The organism is Paraburkholderia sp. HD33-4 (assembly GCF_021390635.1).
In the GTDB taxonomy this organism is placed as follows: Bacteria; Pseudomonadota; Gammaproteobacteria; order Burkholderiales; family Burkholderiaceae; genus Paraburkholderia.
Map to the genome: position 1 here is coordinate 2,955,121 of NZ_JAJEJS010000002.1, position 24,047 is coordinate 2,979,167.

Sequence of the window (24,047 nt, forward strand, 5' to 3'; positions counted from 1 at the left end):
AAGTGCTCCGTGTCGACCGCCGCGCGCTTCCCCATATGGCGGAGCCTCGGGTCATGCCGGAACTATCAGTCCTGGATGGGCCCGAAAATTGCTGACCTCTCTCATTCGCCGCAACGGCTTGGCATTTACCGGTAATCACATGAAAGAGACTGCGGCTTCCGAGATCGGCTCCGTCTGGCTCAGGCTATGGGCGGAATCCACCTCCGATTACGCGATCTGCGCGCTCTCGCCTCAAGGCATTGTCCTGACGTGGAATCCCGGTGGTGAACGCATCCAGGGGTATGAAGCGCAGGAAATTATAGGGCAGCCATTCTCCCGCTTTTACACGGAGGCGGATCGTGCCTCAGGGGCGCCGGAGGCGGCGCTTAAAGCAGCCTGCGATGCGGGGCGGTCTGTCGCTGAGGGCTGGCGCATGCGCAAGGACGGAGCGCCATTCTGGGCGAACGTTGTCCTGACCGCGCTACGCGATGGCAATCAGCAGCTTGTCGGGTTCAGCGAGTTGATCTCCGACGTCAGTGACAAGAAGGCCGCCCACGACGCGGTGCTGAAGAGCGAACGGAGCTTTCGCCTCCTGGTTCAGGGCGTAACCGACTATGCCATCTTCATGCTGTCGCCGGATGGACACATCACCAGTTGGAACGCCGGGGCCCGGCGGATCAAGGGGTACACCGAAAGCGAGATTATCGGCTCCCATTTTTCCCGGTTTTACACGCCTGAGGACGTCGCAGCGGGCGTTCCCTCTCGTGGCCTCGAAACGGCGAGACGCGAGGGGCGGTTCGAGGCCGAGGGCTGGCGCGTGCGGCGGGGCGGGAGCCGCTTCTTCGCACACGTCGTCATCGACGCCATCTACGAAGATAATGAACTGGTGGGATTTGCAAAAATCACGCGCGACATCACTGAACGACGGCGCGCAAGCGAACTGCTTGAGCAAACGACTGCAGCACTGGTTCAGGCACAGAGAATGGAAGCACTGGGCAAACTGACAGGCGGCGTGGCGCACGACTTCAATAACGTCCTGCAGGTCATGCGCGGCAATCTGGAACTGCTTCAAAGCAGGTATGGCGGCGACGCCTGGAGCGCCGAGCGTCTGGGCAACGCGCTCGACGCCGTCGACCGCGGAGCGAAGCTCGCGTCCCAGCTGCTCGCCTTCGGTCGTCAGCAACCTCTCGCGCCCGTAGTTATCAACCCCGCGCGTCAGCTCCACAGTCTCGACGACCTCCTGCGGCGGGCACTGGGCGAGACGATCGAGGTCGAGTCCATGGTCGCCGGCGGCCTGTGGAATACCATCGTCGATCCGCACCAGTTCGAGAATGTAATCCTGAATCTGGCGATCAATGCCCGGGACGCAATGCCCGATGGCGGCAAGCTCACTCTTGAACTCGCCAATGCAACGCTTGATGACGAATACGTATCGTCGCTTCCAGACGTCGCCCATGGACAGTATGTGATGCTGGCGGTCACAGACACTGGAACCGGAATGAGCCGGGAGGTAATGGAGCGCGCCTTTGATCCGTTTTTCAGTACGAAAGCAGTGGGTCAGGGCACGGGGCTTGGTTTGAGCATGGCCTACGGCTTTGTCAAACAGAGCGGCGGCCATATTCAGCTCTACAGCGAGGTCGGCGAAGGGACGACTGTCAAGGTGTATCTGCCCCGCTCCACCGGCACGCCGCTCGAAACCCGACAGGGCACGGCGGCCCAACTGAAGCACGGCAACGAGACGATCCTTGTTGTGGAGGACGATCCAACAGTCCGCTCGACGGTTGTCGAAGTTCTGACCGGTCTCGGCTATGTAGTGCTCAAGGCCAACAACGCCGAGCAGGCGCTCACTGTCATCGAGAGCGGCGCGCATATCGATCTGCTCTTTACCGACGTGGTCATGCCGGGAGCAGTGCGCACTCCGGAGCTGGCTCGCCGGGCCGTTCAGATATTGCCTGCGCTCAAGGTGCTCTACACATCAGGCTACACGCAAAATGCGATCGTGCATGGTGGCCGGCTCGATCCGGGCGTCCAGTTGCTCAGCAAGCCGTACAGTCGTGAGCAGCTTGCACTGAAGGTGCGGCAGGTGCTTGTCGATTGTGATAGCGAAGCGATCCAGGCAGTCCCTACCGCTAGCCACCGAAATGGCGCCGAATCGGTCATGACACCGCCAGGTTTGCGCGTTCTGATGGTCGATGACGACGCTGCGTCGCTTGATGCGGTAGCTGAGCTACTGATGCTCGAAGGGATAACCCCGCATCGTGCCCAAACCGCGGCCGAGGCGCTCATGATTCTGGAAAGCAACGATTTTGACGTTCTATTCACCGACATCGTCATGCCCGACATGTCAGGCATCGAACTCGCGCGTCGCGCGCTTTCGATTCACACCGAACTTGGAGTTATCTTCGCGTCGGGAAATCCGGTTCCAGCCTCGGAGCAGTTCGAGTTCAAGTGGACGTCTTTGCGCAAACCCTATACCCTGGACCAGTTGCTTGCTGCCCTGCAATTGGCCAGCGACTGGCACACTGAGCAATGACATCTGATCCTTGCAGGATGGATGCGACCGGCGACCGAAGGTGCGAGTGAAAATCCGGCTGCAGATGACAATGTAGAGGCTGATACCGCCGAGCGTGAACGGCTGGAGTCGGAGGGACAGTCGTCGCTCAGAACATGACTACCCCTGAACGTGAAAGGCCCGCTTCCGGCAGTGATCATCCTGCATGGAACGTAAATGCAGCGGCGCTCAATCGCGTCGGGATCGCGACGCTCGAAATTGATCAGTGGGGCAGACGCGATCTGCCCGGAGAGGCGTCCAGCCGTCCCCAGAGCGTTGATGCCAAATTGTCGGACTTTGCTGGCGCCTATCGTCTGCTGGCGAGGCGCCCCGAAATCGACTCATCCCGGATCGGAATCATGGATAGCTCGATGGGCGGCGGCGAAACGATGCTGATGATGACGTACCAGCAAAGTGATGCGCTTCTCGGCGACAGTACTCATCTTCGGGCCGCCGCGGCTTTGTACCCGATCTGCTGGCGCTTCAACCACGTGTCGGGCGCCGATTTCGGGAAGCTCGTCGATGCGCCGATCCGGATATTCGTAGGCACTTCAGATGACTACGACAGCGGAGCCTTGACGCGAAATATCTTTCGAATCCGCCAAAGCGATTAGCCGCTCGTCGCCGCCAATGTCTTTTGACAGGAGCTGGGCGACGATGCGCAAAATAAGTGCACGGTGTTCGCAGGCGACCGCCACCGTGTCCTGCATGGTTTCCAGCAACCGGCGAGCCTCGGTGACATCGAGGCTATGCATGCACAGCCGCGACACGATCTGCCGCTGTTGTTCTGCACAACGCCGGGCCAATGCAACATGCTCGTCCGCCAGCCAGAGGTGCTCAACTTCCGTCTGTAGGTCCATGAGCGCCTCCCCTCAGTCGAAAAGCGCCGAATTCATACACATGTCAAGATCTTACCCCCACGGGCGACGCCGGTTCCGATTTTGCTTGACAGCCGAAAGCAACAAATCCACATGATCCAGCGCCTCCGCCTGGCGCCTCAGCGCGAGGAGCGGGCGCGCTGTATGGAGGGTCTTGAGAAATCGTGGGTCGCGCATACCGACCGCCTCCACGAGGTCAATCAGCGCCTTGATCTCCGCTTTGATACTGGGCCAGTTGGTACACCCGTGACGGGCGATCCTGCTACCCAGGGTTACCACCAGCGCTCTGCAGTCTTCATATTCACACTCGCTGCCATCCATCAGCGTCCCAATCATTCGAAATCGTCTACTGAAGCGATAGCATGCGCGATGCCAAAGCTGCGATTCTGATGCAAAGTCCCGCCGCTGGCGAAAGCGAATGGCAAACCATCGGCTCCGCCGCGTAGATGCAGCAAGGAAAAGCCCGTTGCCTGCAAACAGTTTTCGAGGGACCGATCGCCTTTCCACACGCAAAGGAGCGGCGACATGTCCTTCATCCGACGACAGGAACGCGCATTGCAGCGTTCACGTAAAGTGATGGAACCGGAAATGTGCAAGGTCCTGCTGGTAGACGATGACGCAGCAATCAGAGAGGCTCTCGAAGCCGTTCTTGTATCGGGCGGGCACGATGTTGCAAGCATTCAGGACGGCCCGGCGGCGCTGCGAGCGGCCGTTGAAATAAGGCCAGATGTCATTATCTCCGATGTCAACATGCCTCAGCTGGAAGGGCCCGACGCGGTGAGAATTCTGAAGACATTGCCGAGGTTTTACACGCTCCCCGTGGTCCTGATGTCTGGCGCCGAACCACCGGTCACGGGCTTGGCGCAGTTCACATTGCGCAAGCCCGTGGTTGTCGAGCAGCTTCTGAAGCTTGTGGGGAATCTCAGTTGGGCGAGCACCTCCCCGCCGAGGGCATCACAACACCCGCCGCCGCCGCCCGCCTACTCCTCTCCGGACGAGGGTTGGAATCCTGCTTTGGCGATTGCTTCGCTCGGCCCGTACAGCGATACCGAGTGCGCTGTCCGCATTTGCAGGGGTATCGAACTCATGCATGCTCAAGCGGCCCGGATTGAAAGATTGCGAAGTCATAAAATGAACGTCGAGGAATCCGTCCGGTTATACGACCGTCTGGTAGAGAGCGTCGCAAGCCTTGTCCAGTATCTACCAGCACGGGCTACATGGCTCAGTGAGCGGAAACGGCGAGGCTCGCGCTAATAGCCTCTTGGAAATTTGCCAAAGAGATATCCGGACTGCGATCGCACGTTGACTGCCAGATGTCCATTCGCCGAGCTGACGCCGCCCTCTAAACGGCCGCTTTTAAGCGCACCGAGGGCCCCCTCGGGGTCGACATCTGCCAGACGTAGGCGGCAGCGGCGGGGTGCGCGGCCGCTTTATGCCCCCGTCACACGCGGCCCGGCCTGCCTGGCTGCGACATACGCGAACCAGGGAAGAGATCACCATGGCCATCCGTACCACGCGCGAAGCGCTGTCTCGCATTTTCTACCAGCGCTGCTTCTGGCTGTTTGTCGTGCTGGTCACGCTCATCGGCGCGGTATCGTTTGTCCCCCCGAGCGACAGCGGCCGCCTCATCCTGAACGTCGTAAATATGTTCCTCGTAATAGCGACCGTGGCAGCAGTCGGCCGTACGACCCTGCCGTTCGTGATCGTGCTGTTACTTGCCATTCCGGCCGTGTGGTTCCAGTACCTTGGCCTGTGGCGCGACGACGAGACGAGCCTTGCCATATCCTGGATGTTCAGCGCCTCACTCTACTTCATCACTGTTGTGTATCTTCTCCGCTACGTGTTCCAGCCGAAGATCATGACGGCGGACAAGCTGTTTGGCGCCGCGGCGGCGTATCTGTTGATCGGTGACCTCTGGGCGTATATCTACGCGACCATCGGATTCTTCTATCCGCAGTCGTACATGATCGTCGGGCAGCCGGGTCGGCTCGTGTATGCCGACGCGCTTTACTTCAGCATAACCGTCCTCACGAGCACAGGCTTCGGCGACATCACGCCACTCACGCGCCCGGCACGCGGCATGTGCATGGTGGAACAGATCACCGGCAGCTTGTTCGTCGCGATCCTGATCGCCCGCCTCGCCGGCGTTTACCCTCCGCGAGACAGCTATACCGACGACAAATCCTAGGAAGTCAGGAAGCATTGTCGTGTCGGTGTGACCGCTGGCGGCATGTGTGGACCCGACGGCCAACCAGACTGATTGAACGGCAGTCGTACTCCCCAAGCGGCCATCGCAAGCGCTTGGTGACGACCGACCGTTGAGGGGTCGTCAAGTCTTGTTCGCAGTTCCGGGCAGCCGACATTCGAATGCACCGTATCGCGAATGACAGTAAAGCGGCGAGCGGCAGACGCATGGCGGCCGAATGGCGAGCGTCGGCTATGGCCGATCAAGTAACGCTCGTCTTTTGCGATCCAATGACCGTTTGCACGGACTGAACCGACGTCAGACCTTCAGACCGCCCCTGGGCGGCAGCAGCCAGGCGTGATCACGGCTCTGCGCCCCCCTTTCCTCGGGCGAACCATTCCACGTCGCGACAGCTTCCTCAATCGCGTTGCGCAGACTCGCTGGGACATGTCGCCCCCCGCGCTTGCAGCGCCCCCTGCCCGGTCAAACCCGAGGCAGGCATGCTCCCGGCTGCCAGCTTCTCGCCCTTGACCCGCGACCGTAGCCGATAGCGGGCGGGCATCAAGGGGCGAGGGACCGTGTTGCCCGCACCCCTCCCTCGCCTTTTTCCTTGACACCCGCCCGCCATCGACTCCTTGAGTCACACGGGCGGGAACCCGGAAGCCTGGCGGCAGCAAAGCCAACCCCGAGTTCCACCGGGAAGTGTCCATCCACAACGGTACGGCCTATCCCTTCGCCCGGTTCAGGTCCTCAACCTTGACTGTGGAGACTGCCATGCAACTCGCTTCCTCTTTCCATTACGGCTCCCCCATGCTGCGCGCTGACTCGCCTCTTTCAGACGACCAGATTCACCGCGTTGCCCCGTCAATCCTCGCAGACGGCAAGCATGAAAGCCGCTCGAAACGCTACACCTACATTCCGACCATCGACGTGCTGCGCGGCCTGCGCAACGAAGGTTTCCAGCCGTTCATGGTCTGCCAGACCCGCGTGCGCGATCAGGGCAAGCGCGAGTACACGAAACACATGCTCCGACTTCGCCACGTCGATCAGATCATAGGCGATGAAGCCGACGAAATCGTGCTGCTGAACTCGCACGACGGCACAAGCAGTTACCAGATGCTCGCGGGCACATTCCGGTTTGTTTGCCAGAACGGCATGGTTGCGGGCGACAACATCGCTGAAATCCGCGTACCGCACAAAGGCAACGTGATTCAGAACGTCATCAACGGCGCATTCGATGTGCTGGACGGCTTTGACCTGATCCACGAGCAGAAGGACAGCATGCGCGCCATCGAACTGACCCGCGACCAACAGCATGTGTTCGCCCGCTCCGCGCTCGCCCTGCGCTACGACCCGACCGACGCAGAGGCGCCGGCTCCGATCACGGAGAGTCAATTGCTCGCCCCACGCCGGTTCGAGGATCGGCGCAACGATCTCTGGACGGTCTTCAACCGCGTCCAGGAAAACCTCACGCAGGGCGGCCTGCAGGGACGCTCGCGCACCGGTCGCTCCATGTCCACCCGTCCCATCACCGGCATCGACCAGAACGTGAAGCTCAATCGCGCGCTGTGGATGCTCGCCGATGCCATGCGCCAGGCGCCCGAGGGCAGAAGTTCCTCGCTGCCCTATTCCACTCAGTTCCTTCAGGATGCCTATCCGGCTCTAGTGCTGAAAGAATCTGGCGTTGTCGGGCGACCTACCCGCAACATCGAGAAACAGACAAGCTAGCACGTTTGGTAGCATCGCCCGTCTGCTATGCATGGGACGTCACCCTCGCAAACATCGCGCTGTAAAGCGCACGCCAGCGCAACAATTCCGCCCTTTCGCCAATATGCATAGTATCCGCCGCCTGTCGGATCGACAGGCGCTGGCTGCGCAGTTCATCCGCGAAACCGAGACACGGCCGTTGTTGTCAACACGGCAGCGCAGAGCCAGACGGGCGTCGCGCAGTATGGCGGAATACTCGCCTGCGCGCTCGATTGCACATCGCAAAAAAATTGACGAAGTCAATCCAGCCGCCCACATCGTCCAGATCACATGATGCGCATTCCATTTCGTCGTGGACCGCCTTCATGACATCGGGGTTCGACGTGTCCGTTTCGATCAGGACCACATTGACTTCCGCCCGTCGAAGGTCATCAACCAGCGCTAGCGTCAGGAAGCTCTTGCCGACGCCTCCCTTGCTGCCACCAACCATATGGATGGGAGGATTTTCCATTGCTGTCGGAGACCTCTACAAGTCTTCGGTATCCGGTCTGATCGGAAATCCGAGGAAGCCCTGTACCGGTTGCCCTACCGTTTTTACATCGCCATTCCCCTTTTGCTCCGATCCAGTGCGCAGCGGATTATCGTGCGCCGTACCGGCCCGCGCCGATTTGCTGCCTCGCGCGGGTGTTGTCGTTTGGTTTCGGACCGTATTCCGGCTGCCAGGTCGAACTCGCCCCTTTCCCTCCGCCTGCCGCATCGCATATCTCAGGGAATTGAGAGTCACGTCGATGCCTTCCTGCACAGCCTGTTCAATCAGTTCGTTCAGTGTGTAACCCCTCTCCCGCGCCGCACTGATTTGTGTCCGTATGGATTTGACACCCTCTCCTACCTTGAGCGGCTGATCGTCTTTCACCTTTTCCGGCAGCGCATCCAGCCTGCGTCCGAGCGCCTCCCATTGACAACGTCTGAAGCTCCTGACAACAGGCATGACTCGCTCCAACACACGACCTTGATTGCATCTTGCGCAGGCGATTACGCTTCGTCAACACCCATAAGATGGGCTTTTCGGCACGGATAGAATGAATCGGAATACGGAGGAATATGGCGGAACAGAAAATATATTTTCTGCTGTTATCTGATTTCCCATCGACGCACATGGAGTCAAAAATGCTCACGCCATTCGCAAACACGGCACCCACGGCACTGAACATCATGTACCTGCCGACTCGCATTGAAGGACAACCGGCGCGCGTTCGATGTCACCCGCACACGAACGCGATACTCGTCTGTCGTATCTCAGGAATGCAACTTCACTTTCCGGCAGGCCTATCCGGCCTGCGCAGGCGTTAACAGCGATGCAACAACGGTTCAGGAACACGCGTCACCTGCTCTACACGAGATGACGCGGCGGACACACTCTGTGCTTGTCGCGCGCTGTAAGGATCTCCACTCGTCAGTTCATCTGACACGCTTGTGATCAATCAACAATGCGCACGACGCTTGCTCGTTTGCAACGCCACCTTCAACGCGCAACGCCCCCTGACTACACGGAAGCGCATTCGTGTTGTCCATCGCTTGAGCATCGCGTGTACGGCAGTCACACTCGGCACCAGAAACAACATGAAAAACAAGGTATCGCAGGATAGGCTACCGCCGGTTTTGGGCGCCAATGATCCTTCGAATTGAACGCCCAGCGTCTGCTATCAAAGCCAAGACAGGCAGGTACCAATGAAGTTACCAATTCTGTCCTATTTCGCGCGATGCTCCGCGCCCTCAGAAAAAGCAACTATGCAGCGAACGCCTGCGGTGAAGTCGGCGCCTCTGGCACGACGTCCTCCTGCTCTTTGCTGCAATATTTTCCCCAGTCATCCATCATCCGGCGGCGTCGTTCAAGCTGATCGCGACGCCTGTATGCCGCCACCGTCCGCGAAGTGATGATGTGAGCCAGCGCTTCTTCTGCGAGCGAATCCGGATATTCCGTGCATTCGGCCGCCCAATCGCGGAACGTCGACCGGAATCCATGGACCGTGATACCCACCCACGACATACGCTTCAGAAGAGCCAGCATCGCCATGTTCGACAATGGGCGTCCTTCCTTGAAACCGGGGAACAGATAGCCGTATTTCGCCTTGGGAAGTGCGCTGCGGACAATGTCGATGGCCCGCTCACAAAGTGGCACCCGAAGTGGCCGGCCACTTTTCGTCCGCTCGCCAGGAATTGACCAGATGCGGTTGTCCAGATCGAATTCTTCAGGTCTTGCAAAGCGGACTTCGTTCGTGCGGGTCGCCGTAAGGATCAGCAGATGCAGCGCCCGCGCCGCACGCCGTGGGTGCAGTTCCAGCTCGCGGATAAACGCGGGTAGTTCTTCCCAGGGCAGCGCGGGATGGTGCTTTACCTGCGAGCGCTTCTTCGTCCGCGGCAACACGATTTGAAGATGGTCTATGTACCTCGCAGGATTGCTCCCAGTGCGGTGACCCAATACTGCTTCAGCGTCGAGAATGGCCTTGATGCGGCCACGCACGCGGCGCGCGGTCTCCGCCTTTTTCGTCCAGATCGGCTGGAGAATCCGCATGATCATCGCCGTGTCGATGTCGCGCACCGGGACCTCGCCGATCACTGGATAAGCGTAGGCACTGAGCGTGTTGCCCCATTGCTGGGCGTGCTTGGAGTTGCGCCACGTAGGTTCCCGCGCGCCCACGTACGCCTCGGCTGCCTCACGGAACGTCACATTGGTATTCGCCTGGATTTCAAGCAACTGCCGGCGCTGCTGCTCACGCCGCGCGAAGATGGGATCAATCTGGTCCCCAACCATTTCCCGGTAGCCAGCGGCCAGTTTTCGCGCCTCGCCAAGCGTAACCCGCGAAACCGGACCGAGGCCCATCTCACGAACACGTCCATTGAGTTTGAACCGGAATACCCACGATCGCGCGCCGCTCACTGCAATCTGCAAATAGAGGCCACCGCCGTCGGCGTGGTGACCCGGGGTCACCTCCTTCGCAATCCGCAATGCGCTTAGCCGGTGCAGTTGTCGTCCCGCCATGACGTCCTCCTACCCACTTTTCCATCTTCCTACCCATACTTCATGGAGAAATTGTGCGAGATCGCAACGGAAGCAGCAAGCACGTCGTTACCCATAAAACGCTTTGAAATCAGCGCTCTACAGTACGTTTTCGGAACTTGCAGGAATACCCGGGAAAGCTTATCGGGCGGAAGGCAGCAGGAGTCGAACCTACCAGGGAGCGTCTGACACCCCCTACTGGGTTTGAAGCCCAGCCGCACCACCGGATACGGATGCCTTCCTACGGTGATCGAATGACGCGTGGCCAATAGAAACGGAACACCAGCCAGATCAAGGCAGATCGAGCCAGCGACTATCCGTGCGCACGAGGTGCAGGCCACGGTGGAAGCGAGTATACCCAACCCGGTCGAAGAACTCCAAAAGCTGGATCGCGCGTTTTCGGCCGAGTCCGGTCGCGTCGCGAAACGGCGCGGCCGCCACGGTGCCGGCGTTTTTCCGCGCCTCGCTCGCCGCGATCGACGCAAGCTCGCGAATCACCTGCTGGTGATAGAACAGATCATGCACGACCTGGAACAGCTCGCCCTGACGCGCGAGCTTGCGCAGCAACTGACGCACACGCTCCTCCGGCACACCGTGCGCGTTCGCCAGGTCGCGCACCCACGGCGGATCGAAACGCCCCGCCTCGATGTCAGGCAGCAGCGTTGCCGCAAGCGCCTGATCGGCGGCGTCGAGCGTCACCGTGTGGCCGGGCAAATGCAGCCACGGTCCATGTTTGACGAGCTCGCCGCGCGCCGCCGCATCGTCGACCAGCGCACGCCACAGCGTGTCGTCGACCAGTGGCGCCGCGATGCGCCGCAAGCGCGACACGTCCGGGCCGAGTTCATCGGGCGAGCGCTCGTGGTATTGCGCGAGCGCACTCGTCAGCCGCCCGGCGAGCGCGCGCCATGTGGCGTCCGTGACCAGCAGCGCGTCATGGCCCGGCACTTCGATCGTGCGTGTCCCGCTCGGCAATGCGAGCGCGGCCGCCGGCATTCCCGTCAAGCGCTCCAGCAACGCCCGCGACAACCCGTGCGGCGCGCACGCGAACAGTGCGTCGAGTGAACCGGTGTCGAGCAGCGTCTGAATCGCGTCGAGCCAGCCGAACCGTTCCAGGGAGCGCCGCTTGCGCGCCGAAGCGAACGGATCGAGCACGTGCCCGCCGCCCACCGTGCGATTGGCCTGCGCGTTACGCACGACGAAGCGATCGCCCGGCGCCGCGCACAGCGGTCGCTCGAACACGAGTTGCACGCGCGCGTGCTGACCCGGCGCGAGCGTATCGCCTTCGAGCAGCGCGGCATGCGCAACCTGATGCTGCGTGCCGAGATGCACGTGCAGCGGCACCCAATGTTCGAGCGCGTGCGGCGTGTCCGCGAGCAGCGTCAGCATCACGTCGATGCGTTCGCTCGCTCGCGACAGTCGCGGATCGACGATCCAGTCGCCGCGCTCGATCGCGCTCTTCTCGATACCCGCCAGATTCAGCGCGCAGCGCTGACCCGCGCGACCCGTTTCGGCGGGGCGATTCTGCGCGTGAATGCTGCGCACGCGCACCGGCTGATTCTTCGGCGCGAGCAGCATCGTGTCGCCGATGCTCACGCTGCCTGCCACCACGGTCCCGGTCACGATCGTGCCCTGCCCCGCGAGCGTGAACACGCGATCGACGGCGAGGCGGAACAGACCGTCGTCACGCTTCATGCGCCATGCCGCGGCCTGTTCGCGCAGATGCGTATTCAGCGCCGCAACACCGACATCGCCCGCGCGCGTCGCGCAGGTATCGAACACGGGCGCGTCACGCAGCACGCTAGCGCCGACGAACGCGCTCACTTCGTCATGCACTTCGCGCAGGCGCTGCTCGTCGACGCGATCGACCTTCGTCAGCGCAATCGCGCCGCGACGGATACCGAGCAGTTCGACGATCGCCAGATGCTCGCGGGTTTGCGGCATCACGCCATCGTCGGCGGCGATCACGAGCAGCGCGAAGTCGATGCCGCTCGCGCCCGCGGTCATCGTATGCACGAGCTTTTCGTGGCCCGGCACGTCGATCAGACCGAGCACGTCGCCGTTGTCGAGCGGCACGTATGCGTAGCCGAGCTCGATCGAAATGCCGCGCGCTTTTTCTTCCGCGAGACGGTCCGTGTCGACGCCGGTGAGTGCCTTCACGAGGCTCGTTTTGCCGTGGTCGATATGCCCCGCTGTACCGACGATCATGCGTGCCTGCCCTTCAGTTGCTTTCCGGTTGCGCGCTTAGCTGTGCGATCAATTGCGTTTCGTCGGCGGCTTCGAGGCAGCGCAGATCGAGCCGCAACGCGTCGTCCGCGATCCGGCCGAGCACCGGCCGCGCCATCTCGCGCAACTGCTTTTCGAGCGCGAGCAGATGACGGCCGCCGCGCTTGCCGTCGGTCATGCGCACGACGAGGCCATAGCTAGGCAGCACGTCGACCGGCAATGCGCCGCTGCCGATCTGGCTGAACATCGGCTCCGCCGCCACGGTATAGCGCGGGTCGATCGCCTGCTGCAGCGCCGGCAACACGCGCTGCGCGGCGCCGTGAATGTCATCGGCGGGTCGCGTGAGCAGCCGCAGCGTGGTCAACCGCTCGGCCAGCTTCTCCGGGGCGCGATACAGCTGCAGCACCGGCTCCAGCGCTGCAAGCGTCAGCTTGCCGACGCGCAGCGCGCGCTTGAGCGGATGCTTCTTGATCTTCGCGATCAGATCGCGCCGGCCGACGATCAAGCCGGCCTGCGGACCGCCGAGCAGCTTGTCGCCGCTGAAGGTGACGACATCGGCGCCGGCCGCGACGGTCTCGCGCACGGTCGGCTCGCGCGGCAAGCCCCATTCGGCGAGATCGACGAGCGTGCCGCTGCCGAGGTCGACGGCGAGCGCGAGTCCGCGCGCATGCGCGAGCGGCGCGATCTCTTCGATGCCGACTTCCTTGGTGAAGCCGCTGATCGCATAGTTGCTCGCGTGAACTTTCATCAGCAGCGCGGTGCGCGCGTTGATCGCCTGTTCGTAGTCCCTCAGATGGGTGCGGTTGGTCGTGCCGACTTCGCGCAGTTTCGCGCCCGCGCGGCTCATGATGTCGGGAATGCGAAACGCGCCGCCGATTTCGACGAGCTCGCCGCGCGACACCACCACTTCCTTCTTCGCCGCGAGCGCGGACAGCGTGAGCAGCACCGCGGCCGCGTTGTTGTTGACGATGGTCGCCGCTTCGGCGCCGCTCAGCTCGCAGATCAGATCGTCGATCAGGTCGTCGCGGTCGCCGCGCGAGCCGGTGGCGAGATCGAACTCGAGGTTGGCCGGTTGCGTGAGCGCGCTGATCACGGCTCGCACCGATTCGTCGGGCAGCAGCGCACGACCGAGGTTCGTGTGCAGCACGGTGCCGGTCAGATTGAACACGCTGCGCAGCCGCGAAGCGTTGCGCGCGAGCAGCGCCGCGGCGACCGTCGCGTGCAGTTGCGCGGTATCGAGTGCGCTCAGCGCCGGGTTGGCCGCCGCATCGCCCGATTGCGCGCTGATCCGCCACGCGTCGAGCGCGTCGCGCAGCGCGTTGAGCACCTGGGTGCGGCCGTATTCACCGATGAGCGGCGCGAATTCCGCCGACGCCATCACCTTGTCCACCGACGGCACCCGCGCCATCAGCGCGCGCAATTCCGAGTTGCTCACATCGCTCACGAGCAATCCTTATGTCGTTTTGAACTTGCGTCGAGGTCGGCTCGCCGTCAGGCGGACTCGTCGTCCTCCGCTTGCGTCCCGCGGGCCGTCTGCTCCGGCCACAGCCATGGATGCGGCGACGCGCGCCGGTAACCTTCCGCGCCCATCAGCAGATCGAGCGTGAGGCTCGCGAGGTCGTCCGCGAACGGATCGAACTCGTAGTCCTTCGCCTGGATGCCGATCTTGCGGTAAGTATGGCATTCGTCGCACGACTCCGCCTTCAGCGCGGCGTTTTTCGCTTCGGCTTCACGCGTGGCCGCGTCGGCGTCGGGCGAGCCGACCACGTGATACGCGATCCCTTTGGTCGAATCGCAGTTCGAGCATTTGGTGCGGACCATATGCCATTCGGTCGCGCACAGCCCGCATTGCAGATAGCGATAGTTGTCGTACGCGCCGCCGATGCGCACCGTGCTCGCCACCGGATGCGAGCCGCACACCGGGCACAGGCCCGGCGTGTCGAGGTACGGTACCGCGCGCTTGTCGAGGTCGGCGGCGAGGTCGGTCCACACGACCTGCAGCGCGGCCATGATGAACGGCGCGCTCGCCGGATCGACGTCGGCGAAGCGCTGCGCGAAGATCGCGTCGGCCTGCGCTTCGAGCGCGGCGACGTCGAGCGAGCGCAGGCGCGCGAACAACGCCACGAGCGGCGGCGTCAACGGGCCCGCGGCTTCGAGCTTGTCGAGCAGTTGCAGCAGCACGTCGCGCCACGCCGGATCGCGCGCGCCGGACAGCGCTGGAATCAGCGGCATCGAATACTGCTGCGCGCTCGCGATCAGCTCGGCGCTCGGCGGCTGCGCCTTGAAGTGCGCGAGCACCGCCTGCTGCGCATCGGCAAGCGCCGCCATCAAACGCAGGTAGCCGGCGATCGGATTGCTGCGCGAGGCGAGCTGGCGCAGGCGCGCGGCGCGCGGCGCGAACACCGCGAGCCGCTCCGGCATGCGGATGCGGGGGATTGCCGTGGGATCGAGCGACTCGATGTCGGCGGCTTCGAGGATGCGTTGAACCAAGATATCGACCTCTGAAAACGGAAGAGCCGCCGCCCGTCATCGACGACGCGCGGCGGCCCGGTGCGCGGGGCGCTGCGTGCGGCGCATCGAAACACGCTGGGGCAGCGCCGATCGAGCTTGCTTTACTTGCCGATGATTTCCCTGAACCAGTTCGGATGATGCTTGCGCGCCCAGCCATAGGTGACGGTGCCGCGCGTCATCGCGCCCACGGAGCCCTTGACCCACAGCGCCGCATAGATATGCACGATGATGCCGACGATCAGCAGGAACGCCGCCAGGGCATGCACGAGCGCCGACAGCCGGATCAGGTCCATCGGAAAATAGAACGAGAAGTAGCGCCGCCAGATCACGATGCCGCTCAGCAACAGCAGCAGCATACAGATCACCATCAGGAAGAACAGCAGCTTCTGCCCGGCGTTGTACCTGCCGATCGCGGGCAGGCGTTCCTCGCGATTGTTCAGCACGTCGCCCATCTGCTTCATCCACTGGATGTCCGCCTGGTCCAGATAGTTGTGATGCCAGAAGCGCAACGCAAGAATCAGGAACGAGATAAACATCACGCAGCCGATGAACGGGTGCAAAATCCGTGTCCATTGGCCGCCGCCGAGCACGAAGTACAGAAACGCCATCGACGGATGAAACAACGCGAGACCGGACAACGCGAGCAGGATGAAACAGATCGCGGTGATCCAGTGATTCGTGCGCTCGTTCGGCGTATAGCGCACGATCAGGCGATTGCCCTTCACGTCCGTGAAGTCGGTGTGCTCAGAGTGGTTCATTGCGTACCCTCCCGCGAACGGCGTGCTTCGTCGGCTTCCCTGACGGCTGCGGCTTCGTCGGCCTCGGACACCTCGTTCGGGCCGACGCGCGTGTAGTGGAAGAAGCCCGCGAGCGCGGCGATCCCCATGATGGCGAGTCCGATCGGCTTTGCGATCCCCTTCCACAACGACACCAGCGGACTAATGCGCGGATCGTCCGGCAGGCCGTGATAGAGCGACGGGCGATCGGCGTGATGCAGAACGTACATCACGTGCGTGCCGCCGACCTTGTCCGGGTTATACAAGCCAGCATTCTGAAAACCGCGCTCCTTCAGATCGACGATGCGATCCTCGGCCTGCTGCTTCATATCCTCCTTGGTGCCGAACATGATCGCGCCGGTCGGGCAGGTCTTCACGCAGGCCGGCTCCTGGCCGACCGCGACGCGGTCCGAACACAGCGTGCACTTGTACACGCGGCGATCCTGCCTCGACATACGTGGTATGTCGAACGGGCAGCCGGCGATGCAGAAGCCACAGCCGATGCAGTTCTCCTGGTGAAAATCCACGATGCCGTTCGTGTACTGCACGATCGCGCCCGGCGACGGACAGGCCTTCAGACAGCCCGGGTCCTCACAGTGCATGCAACCGTCCTTGCGGATCAGCCATTCGATATCGCCGGCTGAGTTCTCGTACTCCGCAAACCGCATGACGGTCCACGACTGCGGGGTCAAGTCGGGCGGATTGTCGTAGACGCCCACGTTCACGCCGATTTCGTCGCGCAGATCGTTCCACTCCATGCAGGCCGTCTGACACGCCTTGCAGCCGATGCACTTCGACACGTCGATGAGCTTCGCCACCTGGCCGGTTGCGGGTTCGCGAGCCACCGGCGGCTGCGTGGTCGTGGCCGAGACGCGTCTGATGTCAAGTGATTGCAGTGCCATCTCTTTTACCTTATGCCTTTTCGACCTTGACGAGGAACGACTTGGTTTCCGGTGTCTGCGAATTCCCGTCGCCCACCGGGGGCGTCAGCGTATTGACGAGATAGCCTGGCTTTGCGAGCCCCATGAAGCCCCAATGAATCGGCAGCCCGACGGTCTGCACCTTCTTGCCTTCGATCATCAGCGGTTTGATGCGCTTCGTCACGACCGCGACGGCTATCAGGTACCCGCGGTTCGAGCTCACCTTGACCCGGTCGCCGGCCACCACACCTATCTCCTTGGCGAGGTCTTCGCCGATCTCGACGAACTGCTCGGGCTGGATGATCGAGTTCAGCTTTACGTGCTTGGTCCAGTAGTGGAAATGCTCGGTCAGACGATAGCTGGTCGCCGTATGCGGGAAGTTCTCGTGCGTGCCGAACGTGGCCTTATCGCCCGGGAACACGCGTGCCGCCGGGTTGCTGACGACCAGCTTGTTGTCCGGATGCAGCGGGTTGTAGCCGAGCGGCGTCTCGAACGGTTCATAGTGCTCGGGGAACGGCCCTTCGACCATCGCGTCGCGCGCAAAGAAACGCGCGACGCCTTCCGGATTCATGATGAATGGATTCATGCCGTTCTCAGGCGGCTCGTCGACCTTGAAATCCGGAATGTCGGCACCCGACCACGTGCTGCCGTTCCACGCGATCAGCTTACGTGTCGGATCGAACGGTTTGCCGTTGAGATCGCACGACGCGCGGTTGTACAGAATCCGCCGGTTCACCGGCCATGCCCACGCCCAGTTCAGCGTGTTGCCGATGCCGGTCGGGTCCGAGTTGTCGCGGCGGCCCATCTGATTGCCCGCCTGGGTCCACGCGCCGCAGAAAATCCAGCAACCGCTCGAGGTCGAGCCGTCGTCGCGCAACAGTGCGAAACTCGCGAGCTGCTCGCCTTTCTTCGCGAGCACCTTGGTCGGGTCCTTCGGATCAGTCACGTCCGCGAGTGCGCGGCCGTTGAACTCCATCGCGAGTTCTTCGGGTGTCGGGCTGTCCGGTTTCGCGTACGGCCAGCTCATGTTCAGGATCGGATCGGGATACTTGCCGCCGTCCTTGCGATAAGCCTCGCGAATCCGCAGCCACAGCCCAGCCATGATCTCGAGGTCGCTCTTCGCTTCGCCCGGGCCGTCCGCGCCTTGCCAGTGCCATTGCAGCACCCGGCTCGAACTGACGAGCGAGCCGCGTTCCTCGGCGAAGCAGGTGGTCGGCAGACGGTAAACCTCCGTCTGGATCGATGCGCTGTCGACGTCGTTGAACGGACCGTGGTTCTTCCAGAACTCCGACGTTTCGGTCGCGAGCGGATCCATGACCACGAGCCACTTCAGCTTGGCCAGAGCCGCGCCGTTCTTCGACTTGTACGGCGCGGCGGCAAGCGGGTTGAAGCCCTGCGCGATGTAGCCGGTCATCTTGCCCTGACTCATCAGCTCGAAGACTTGCAGCAGGTCGTAGGACTTGTCGAGCTTCGGCAGATAATCGAAAGCGAAGTTGTTCTCGGCGGTGGCCTTGTCGCCCCACCACGACTTCATGAAGCTCACGTGGAACGCTCGATAGTTGCGCCAGTAGCTCAGCTGGTTCGGCCGCAGCGGCTGCTGTGTGCGTTTCGTGATGTAGGCGTCGAAGTCCTGCTCCGCTTCCGTCGGCAGCGTCATGTAACCAGGCAACAGGTTCGACATCAGGCCGAGGTCCGTCAGGCCCTGGATGTTCGAGTGACCGCGCAGCGCGTTCATGCCGCCACCCGCGATGCCGATGTTGCCGAGCAGCAGCTGTACCATCGCGGCGGTGCGGATGATCTGCGAGCCGGTCGAGTGCTGCGTCCAGCCAAGCGCGTACATGATCGTGGTCGCGCGGCCCGGCACCGACGTCGCCGCGAGCATCTCGCACACGTGCAGAAACTTGTCCTTCGGCGTGCCGCAGATTTTTTCGACCTGCTCGGGCGTGTAGCGCGAGTAATGCTTCTTCATCAGCTGATAGACGCAGCGCGGGTCCTGCAGCGTCGGGTCGACCTTGGCGAAGCCGTCGTCGCCGCGCTCGTAATTCCACGAGGTCTTGTCGTAGCTGCGCTTGTCGGCGTTGTAACCGGAAAACAGGCCGTCGTTGAACGCGAAATCCTCGCGGACGATAAACGACACGTCCGTGTAGTTCTTCACGTACTCGTGCTGGATCTTGTCGTTCGTCAGCAGATAATTGATCACCCCGCCGAGGAATACGATGTCCGAGGCGGTGCGGATCGGCACGTAGTAGTCCGCGACCGACGCCGTGCGATTAAAGCGCGGGTCGACCACGATCAGGCGCGCCTTGCGGTGCGCCTTGGCTTCGGTGACCCATTTGAAACCGCATGGGTGGGCCTCGGCCGAATTGCCGCCCATGACGAGAATCAAGTCCGCGTTTCTGATGTCGACCCAATGGTTCGTCATCGCTCCACGGCCAAACGTCGGGGCAAGACCTGCCACCGTCGGGCCATGTCAGACACGCGCCTGATTGTCGAATCCGAGCATGCCAAGACTGCGAGCAGTCTTGTGCGTCAGGTAACCCACCTCGTTACTGCTGGCCGACGCCGCGAGCATCCCGGTAGTCAGCCAGCGGTTGACCTTCTTGCCGTCCGCGGTCGTCTCGACGAAGTTCGCGTCGCGGTCTTCCTTCATCAGCTTCGCGATGCGGTCTAGCGCGTCTTCCCACGAGATGCGCTTCCACTCGTTCGCCCCGGCCGCCCGGTACTCGGGATAGCGCAGCCGGCTCGGGCTATGGATGAAGTCGATCAGGCTCGCGCCCTTCGGACACAGCGTGCCGCGATTGACCGGATGGTCGGGGTCGCCCTCGATGTGGATGATGCTCGTCTTCGCATTCTTGGCATTGTCGCCAAGGCCGTACATCAGGATGCCGCAGCCCACCGAGCAGTACGGGCAGGTATTGCGGGTTTCGGTTGTACGCGACAATTTGTACTGACGGACTTCGGCCAGTGCGGGTGTCGGCGAGTAGCCCAACAGGGCCAGGCTCGATCCGGCAAGCGTCGTGCCAGAGATCTTCAGGAATTGTCGCCGGGTCATTTGCGTCATTGAATGCCCTCGGCTCTTTTGGAGACAAATTGATTATAGGTGCCGGTTTCGCGACATGCAGCGGGATCGTGGTGCATTCGCCACCCGGCAAAATAAGACATGCGATAGTCAGTTGAATGAAACGCCCGCACGCTGCCTGCACGATTTATTCCCGCTGCCGGGCACCGTTCATGCTGCATCCGCGAATGGTGAATCGAATTGACCTTATCGACGGATTTTTGCGCTCCTATGAACTACCCGACTTTCCGCTGTCGCGCGGCCTCGCTCGCGCTCGCGCTCGCGCTCGCCGGCGCCGCGCTGCTGCTCGCGAGCCCGCCCAGCCTCGCGCAGATTCCCCAGCCGAACGGCTCTTCTCAAATGGAAAACCGCTCGTCCGCGATGGGATCGACGCCCGAACCGGCCGCATCGGCGGTTCACGAATCGCAAAAACCTCAGTCGAAAGACAGCGGGCAAGGCAATGCGCGCGGCAATAGCTCCGGCCAGGGACGAAACCCCGACGGCGCCGGCGGATTTAACAATGGCTTGTATGGGACCGGTGCGGGCAGCAATAAATAAGGTTCTGGGCTCGCGCGATAACTGGTTTGCTAATTGTCATCGCGGATCAATTCGCGCGGCACTGCGGAATCGCGTTATCGCGTGAAGAATGCGTTTCGACCGCACGCACTCGCCGTTCGCATTGCCTTTGGTATTAGTATTATTTACGCGGCCATTTGTTGTTGGGATATAGGGGTTCGGCATAAGGCCGGTTTGCACCCGCGCCGACGCTGCGCAGTGTGAAAAGTACCCTCATAATGCGTTCATTCGACGAACCCGAACTCCCCGCCCTCATGACCCAAGTCCAAGCAAGCCAGTCGCCCCGCCTTACGAGCCTGTCGCACGGCGGCGGCTGCGGCTGCAAGATCGCGCCCGGCCTGCTCGCCGATCTGCTCAAGCGCAGCGCGCCGCTGCCGTTCTTCCCCGACCTGCTGGTCGGCAACGACACCGCCGACGACGCCGCCGTCTACAAGCTCAACGAAGACCAGGCGATCGTCGCGACCACCGATTTCTTCATGCCAATCGTCGACGATCCGTTCGACTTCGGCCGCATCGCCGCGACCAATGCGATCTCCGACGTCTACGCGATGGGCGGCAAGCCGATCATGGCGCTCGCGATCGTCGGCATGCCGATCAACGTGCTGCCGCACGACGTGATCGCGGCCGTGCTGAAGGGCGGCGAATCGGTCTGCGCGGAAGCGGGCATCCCGCTCGCGGGCGGCCATTCGATCGATTCGGTCGAGCCGATATACGGCCTCGTCGCGCTGGGCATCGTCGATCCGAAGCGCGTCAAGCGCAATGCGGGTGGTCAGGCCGGCGACGTGCTGATCCTCGGCAAGCCGCTCGGCGTCGGCATTCTGTCCGCGGCGCTGAAGAAGGACCGGCTCGACGAGGCCGGCTACGCGGCCATGATCGGCGCGACCACCAAGCTGAACCGGCCGGGCGCCGAGCTGGCACGGCTCGACGGCGTGCATGCGCTGACCGACATCACCGGCTTCGGCCTGCTCGGCCACACGCTGGAACTTGCGCGCGGCTCGAAGCTGACCGCGCGCGTGCGCTATGCGGACCTGCCTTGGCTGCCGAACGTCGAGAGCCTTGCGGAAGCCGGCATTTTCACCGGCGCATCGGGCCGCAACTGGGATGCGTACGGCCACGACGTGGTGCTGCCCGCCACGCTGCCGGCCGCCGGCCGCGCGTTGTTGACCGATCCGCAGACGTCGGGCGGCCTGCTTGTGTCGTGCGCGCCCGCAGCGGTCGACGAGGTGCTCGCGCTATTCCGCGCCGATGGCTTCGCCGACGCGCGGGTGATCGGCGAGATGGTGAGCGGGGAAGCGCGGGTCGAGGTGGTCTGAGAAGGGCGGCTGAAGGACTCCGCTGGAGAACGGCGGAAAGGACGCACAACCGGCCTGAACGAGCCGCCCATGCGATAATTTCAGTCTTCCCGCGGTTCGTTTTGTCCCTACTCCCTTGAAAAGCCTTCTAGTCAGCCTCGATAAAGCCGGTGATTTCGATGAAATCGTCGACGTTCGCACGCCGCTCGAGTTCGAGGAAGATCATATTCCGGGCGCGACCAACGCGCCGGTGCTGAGCAACGAAGAACGCGTGCTGGTCGGCACCACCTACAAGCAGGTGTCGCCGTTCGAGGGCACACGGATCGGCGCGGCGCTCGTCGCGCGCAATATCGCGCGTCATCTGGAAACCACCTTCGCCGACCGGCCGCGCAACTGGCGTCCGCTGATCTACTGCTGGCGCGGCGGCAAGCGCTCGGGCTCGGTCACGACGCTGTTCAACATGATCGGCTGGTCGGCGCGGCAACTCGACGGCGGCTACAAGAGCTACCGGCGCGCCACGCTGGAAAGGCTCGAATCCCTGCCGCGCCGTTTCGCCTATATCGCGCTCGTCGGCCCGACCGGCAGCGGCAAGACCCGGCTGCTGTCCGCGCTGCATGAGGCCGGCGCGCAAACGCTCGACCTCGAGGCGCTCGCCTCGCATCGCGGCTCGCTGCTCGGCGCGTATGCCGGGGTGTCGCAGCCGTCGCAAAAGCGTTTCGACACGTTGCTCGTCTCGGCGCTGCGCGAGCTCGACGTGAACCGGCCGGTGTTCGTCGAGGCCGAAAGCCGGCGCATCGGCTCCGTCACGCTGCCGCTCGCGCTGCTCGAAACGTTTCATCGCGGCGCGTGCGTCGAGGTGCACTCGAGCCCCGAGGATCGCGCGGCATTTCTGCTGCAGGATTACGCGCACCTGTTCGATCATCCCGACTACCTGAAGGGACAGCTGGAACGGCTGATCGGCCTGCACAGCCGCGAGCGGGTCGCGGGCTGGTTGCAACTAATCGACGACAACCGGCGCGCCGAACTCGCGCGGGAGTTGATCGAACGGCATTACGACCCCGCGTATGCGCGCAGCAGCGGCCAGCATTTCGACCAGTTGCCGAACGCGATGCAACTCGATTTCCGCCCGAACGACACCGACGTCGTCGAGCAGGCGAAAACGCTGGTTGCGCAGCTCGATAGCCGCCGCACTAGCCGCACGCTCGTCATCGGTTGACCCATAACGACACTCAATAACGATCATGCAATCAACCCTTCGGCAACCCCGCGTCACGCTTGGCTGGATCGTGTTCCTGCTGATCGCCGTCGTCGGCCTCTTCTATGTGAAGTGGTTTCCGTACTACAACCGCGCGTTCGTCGCCGCGAGCCAGCATTCGATCGGCAAGTCGATCCTGATGGGTACGTCCGCGAGCGCACCGGCCGCCTCCTGGCAGGCCGCGATCGACTACGCGCTCGCGTATGGCAAGGCGATCTGGCAGGCGATGGTGCTCGGCCTGCTGCTCGGCTCCGCGGTGCAGGCGCTGATTCCGCCGCAGTGGGTCGCGCGCGCGCTCGGCCGCGCCGACTTCAACAGCGTCGTCAAAGGCGGCCTGATGTCGTTGCCGGGCATGATGTGCACCTGCTGCGCGGCACCGGTCGTCGCGGGCCTGCGCGCGCGCGAAGCGGCGCCGGGCGCGGCGATTGCGTTCTGGCTCGGTAACACCGCACTGAATCCCGCGACGCTGATCTTCATGGGCTTCGTGCTCGGCTGGCAGTGGATGGGCCTGCGCCTCGCGCTCGGCATCTTGATGGTGTTCGGCCTCGGCTACGTCGTGAACCGCATGGTCACGCCGCAGGAAGCGCAAGCGTCGCAGGAGGCGGTCGCGCAACTGGTCCGCACCGACGATCCGGGCACCGCGTTCTCGCGCTGGGTCACGATTCTCGGGCGCATGACGCTGCGGCTCGTGCCGGAATACATCGTGCTCGTGCTGATCCTCGGCGCGGCGCGCGCGTGGCTGTTTCCGCACATCGGCCCGCACATCGACAATAGCCTGCTGTGGATCATCGCGCTGTCGATCGCCGGCACGCTGTTCGTGATTCCGACCGCGGGCGAAGTGCCGATCATTCAGGCGATGCTGTCGTTCGGCATGGCCGCAGGCCCCGCCGGCGCGCTGCTGATGACGCTGCCGCTCGTCAGCGTGCCGTCGCTCGCGATGCTCGCGCGGTCGTTTCCGAGGCGCGTGCTGACGGTGGTGACCTGTGCGGTGGCGGTGTGTGGTGTCGTCAGCGGTTTACTGGCCGTTGCGCTGGGCTTTTGAATCGCTTGCTGAGTTCGAGTCGTAGAAGAAGGAAGC

At 62.7% G+C, this 24,047-nt stretch carries 19 protein-coding genes, 1 tRNA gene and 1 pseudogene; 9 read left to right on the forward strand and 12 right to left on the reverse strand.

The features are described 5' to 3' along the window. The first annotated feature begins 139 nt into the window (after positions 1–139). Together L0U84_RS33290 and L0U84_RS33295 are read left to right on the forward strand one after the other, a co-directional pair. Positions 140–2,512: a hybrid sensor histidine kinase/response regulator gene (locus tag L0U84_RS33290; RefSeq protein ID WP_233856935.1), complete on the forward strand. Its 2,373-nt coding sequence runs from the start codon at positions 140–142 to the stop codon at positions 2,510–2,512. A 134-nt stretch (positions 2,513–2,646) separates the two neighbouring features. Further along, a complete protein-coding gene (locus L0U84_RS33295) occupies positions 2,647–3,144 on the forward strand; it encodes a dienelactone hydrolase family protein (RefSeq protein ID WP_233856274.1) in 498 nt (165 codons plus the stop codon). Here the strand turns inward: L0U84_RS33295 and L0U84_RS33300 are convergent. Both L0U84_RS33300 and L0U84_RS33305 read right to left on the reverse strand, forming a co-directional pair. After that, positions 3,082–3,390 carry a hypothetical protein gene (locus L0U84_RS33300; protein WP_233856275.1) on the reverse strand — a complete coding sequence of 103 codons (309 nt, stop codon included), beginning with the start codon at positions 3,388–3,390 and terminating at the stop codon, positions 3,082–3,084. The genes L0U84_RS33295 and L0U84_RS33300 overlap by 63 nt on opposite strands. Before the next feature lie 51 nt (positions 3,391–3,441). Beyond that, entirely contained in the window at positions 3,442–3,744 is a 303-nt protein-coding gene (locus L0U84_RS33305) for a hypothetical protein (protein WP_233856276.1), read from the reverse strand. A 189-nt stretch (positions 3,745–3,933) separates the two neighbouring features. On the opposite strand from L0U84_RS33305, the gene L0U84_RS33310 reads away from it, so the two are divergent. From L0U84_RS33310 to L0U84_RS33320, 3 genes and pseudogenes are all read left to right on the forward strand, one after another. Further along, complete coding sequence (locus L0U84_RS33310) at positions 3,934–4,662, forward strand: response regulator (RefSeq protein ID WP_233856277.1); 729 nt, start codon at positions 3,934–3,936, stop codon at positions 4,660–4,662. A gap of 244 nt (positions 4,663–4,906) precedes the next feature. Continuing rightward, positions 4,907–5,596 (forward strand): potassium channel family protein, encoded by a 690-nt coding sequence (locus L0U84_RS33315; protein ID WP_233856278.1) that lies wholly within the window; start codon positions 4,907–4,909, stop codon positions 5,594–5,596. 771 nt (positions 5,597–6,367) lie between these two features. Further along, positions 6,368–7,189: pseudogene (locus tag L0U84_RS33320) on the forward strand (DUF932 domain-containing protein); the annotation flags it as partial. A 316-nt stretch (positions 7,190–7,505) separates the two neighbouring features. Here L0U84_RS33320 and L0U84_RS33330 read toward each other — a convergent pair. The 10 genes from L0U84_RS33330 to fdnG form a co-directional block, all read right to left on the reverse strand. Further along, entirely contained in the window at positions 7,506–7,811 is a 306-nt protein-coding gene (locus L0U84_RS33330; protein WP_442794074.1) for a nucleotide-binding protein, read from the reverse strand. 15 nt (positions 7,812–7,826) lie between these two features. Then, positions 7,827–8,288 carry a hypothetical protein gene (locus L0U84_RS33335; protein ID WP_233856279.1) on the reverse strand — a complete coding sequence of 154 codons (462 nt, stop codon included), beginning with the start codon at positions 8,286–8,288 and terminating at the stop codon, positions 7,827–7,829. Positions 8,289–9,086: 798 nt separating this feature from the next. Beyond that, positions 9,087–10,340, reverse strand: coding sequence for a tyrosine-type recombinase/integrase (locus tag L0U84_RS33340; protein WP_233856280.1), 1,254 nt, complete (start codon positions 10,338–10,340; stop codon positions 9,087–9,089). A 167-nt stretch (positions 10,341–10,507) separates the two neighbouring features. Further along, positions 10,508–10,600, reverse strand: a tRNA-Sec gene (locus L0U84_RS33345). A gap of 49 nt (positions 10,601–10,649) precedes the next feature. Next, positions 10,650–12,563, reverse strand: coding sequence for a selenocysteine-specific translation elongation factor (selB, locus tag L0U84_RS33350; protein ID WP_233856281.1), 1,914 nt, complete (start codon positions 12,561–12,563; stop codon positions 10,650–10,652). A 13-nt stretch (positions 12,564–12,576) separates the two neighbouring features. Then, positions 12,577–14,025: an L-seryl-tRNA(Sec) selenium transferase gene (gene selA, locus L0U84_RS33355; RefSeq protein WP_233856282.1), complete on the reverse strand. Its 1,449-nt coding sequence runs from the start codon at positions 14,023–14,025 to the stop codon at positions 12,577–12,579. 47 nt (positions 14,026–14,072) lie between these two features. After that, the gene (gene fdhE / locus L0U84_RS33360) at positions 14,073–15,071 is read right to left on the reverse strand and encodes a formate dehydrogenase accessory protein FdhE (RefSeq protein ID WP_233856283.1); all 999 of its coding nucleotides are present in this window, start codon (positions 15,069–15,071) and stop codon (positions 14,073–14,075) included. 122 nt (positions 15,072–15,193) lie between these two features. Then, complete coding sequence (locus L0U84_RS33365) at positions 15,194–15,850, reverse strand: formate dehydrogenase subunit gamma (protein ID WP_233856284.1); 657 nt, start codon at positions 15,848–15,850, stop codon at positions 15,194–15,196. Next, positions 15,847–16,770 carry a formate dehydrogenase subunit beta gene (gene fdxH, locus L0U84_RS33370; protein ID WP_233856285.1) on the reverse strand — a complete coding sequence of 308 codons (924 nt, stop codon included), beginning with the start codon at positions 16,768–16,770 and terminating at the stop codon, positions 15,847–15,849. The genes L0U84_RS33365 and fdxH overlap by 4 nt, the downstream gene beginning before the upstream one ends. Positions 16,771–16,780: 10 nt before the next feature. Continuing rightward, complete coding sequence (fdnG, locus tag L0U84_RS33375; RefSeq protein WP_233856286.1) at positions 16,781–19,849, reverse strand: formate dehydrogenase-N subunit alpha; 3,069 nt, start codon at positions 19,847–19,849, stop codon at positions 16,781–16,783. 228 nt (positions 19,850–20,077) lie between these two features. Here fdnG and L0U84_RS33380 point away from each other — a divergent pair, with 228 nt between their 5' ends. The 4 genes from L0U84_RS33380 (at position 20,078) to L0U84_RS33395 (ending at position 24,011) form a co-directional block, all read left to right on the forward strand. Further along, positions 20,078–20,404, forward strand: coding sequence for a beta-xylosidase (locus tag L0U84_RS33380; protein WP_233856287.1), 327 nt, complete (start codon positions 20,078–20,080; stop codon positions 20,402–20,404). A gap of 272 nt (positions 20,405–20,676) precedes the next feature. After that, complete coding sequence (selD, locus tag L0U84_RS33385) at positions 20,677–21,735, forward strand: selenide, water dikinase SelD (RefSeq protein WP_233856288.1); 1,059 nt, start codon at positions 20,677–20,679, stop codon at positions 21,733–21,735. A 115-nt stretch (positions 21,736–21,850) separates the two neighbouring features. Further along, positions 21,851–22,930 (forward strand): tRNA 2-selenouridine(34) synthase MnmH, encoded by a 1,080-nt coding sequence (gene mnmH, locus L0U84_RS33390; protein WP_233856289.1) that lies wholly within the window; start codon positions 21,851–21,853, stop codon positions 22,928–22,930. A gap of 25 nt (positions 22,931–22,955) precedes the next feature. Then, positions 22,956–24,011 carry a permease gene (locus L0U84_RS33395; RefSeq protein WP_233856290.1) on the forward strand — a complete coding sequence of 352 codons (1,056 nt, stop codon included), beginning with the start codon at positions 22,956–22,958 and terminating at the stop codon, positions 24,009–24,011. Positions 24,012–24,047: the final 36 nt, after the last annotated feature.

What these genes read in the sequence shown, in the direction of transcription:
- L0U84_RS33290 (WP_233856935.1), top strand. Translation starts at nt 140, where the DNA reads ATGAAAGAGACTGCGGCTTCCGAGATCGGCTCCGTCTGGCTCAGGCTA.
- L0U84_RS33295 (WP_233856274.1), top strand. Translation starts at nt 2,647, where the DNA reads ATGACTACCCCTGAACGTGAAAGGCCCGCTTCCGGCAGTGATCATCCT.
- L0U84_RS33300 (WP_233856275.1), bottom strand. Translation starts at nt 3,390, where the DNA reads ATGGACCTACAGACGGAAGTTGAGCACCTCTGGCTGGCGGACGAGCAT.
- L0U84_RS33305 (WP_233856276.1), bottom strand. Translation starts at nt 3,744, where the DNA reads ATGATTGGGACGCTGATGGATGGCAGCGAGTGTGAATATGAAGACTGC.
- L0U84_RS33310 (WP_233856277.1), top strand. Translation starts at nt 3,934, where the DNA reads ATGTCCTTCATCCGACGACAGGAACGCGCATTGCAGCGTTCACGTAAA.
- L0U84_RS33315 (WP_233856278.1), top strand. Translation starts at nt 4,907, where the DNA reads ATGGCCATCCGTACCACGCGCGAAGCGCTGTCTCGCATTTTCTACCAG.
- L0U84_RS33330 (WP_442794074.1), bottom strand. Translation starts at nt 7,811, where the DNA reads ATGGAAAATCCTCCCATCCATATGGTTGGTGGCAGCAAGGGAGGCGTC.
- L0U84_RS33335 (WP_233856279.1), bottom strand. Translation starts at nt 8,288, where the DNA reads ATGCCTGTTGTCAGGAGCTTCAGACGTTGTCAATGGGAGGCGCTCGGA.
- L0U84_RS33340 (WP_233856280.1), bottom strand. Translation starts at nt 10,340, where the DNA reads ATGGCGGGACGACAACTGCACCGGCTAAGCGCATTGCGGATTGCGAAG.
- selB (WP_233856281.1), bottom strand. Translation starts at nt 12,563, where the DNA reads ATGATCGTCGGTACAGCGGGGCATATCGACCACGGCAAAACGAGCCTC.
- L0U84_RS33365 (WP_233856284.1), bottom strand. Translation starts at nt 15,850, where the DNA reads ATGAACCACTCTGAGCACACCGACTTCACGGACGTGAAGGGCAATCGC.
- fdxH (WP_233856285.1), bottom strand. Translation starts at nt 16,770, where the DNA reads ATGGCACTGCAATCACTTGACATCAGACGCGTCTCGGCCACGACCACG.
- L0U84_RS33380 (WP_233856287.1), top strand. Translation starts at nt 20,078, where the DNA reads ATGAACTACCCGACTTTCCGCTGTCGCGCGGCCTCGCTCGCGCTCGCG.
- selD (WP_233856288.1), top strand. Translation starts at nt 20,677, where the DNA reads ATGACCCAAGTCCAAGCAAGCCAGTCGCCCCGCCTTACGAGCCTGTCG.
- L0U84_RS33395 (WP_233856290.1), top strand. Translation starts at nt 22,956, where the DNA reads ATGCAATCAACCCTTCGGCAACCCCGCGTCACGCTTGGCTGGATCGTG.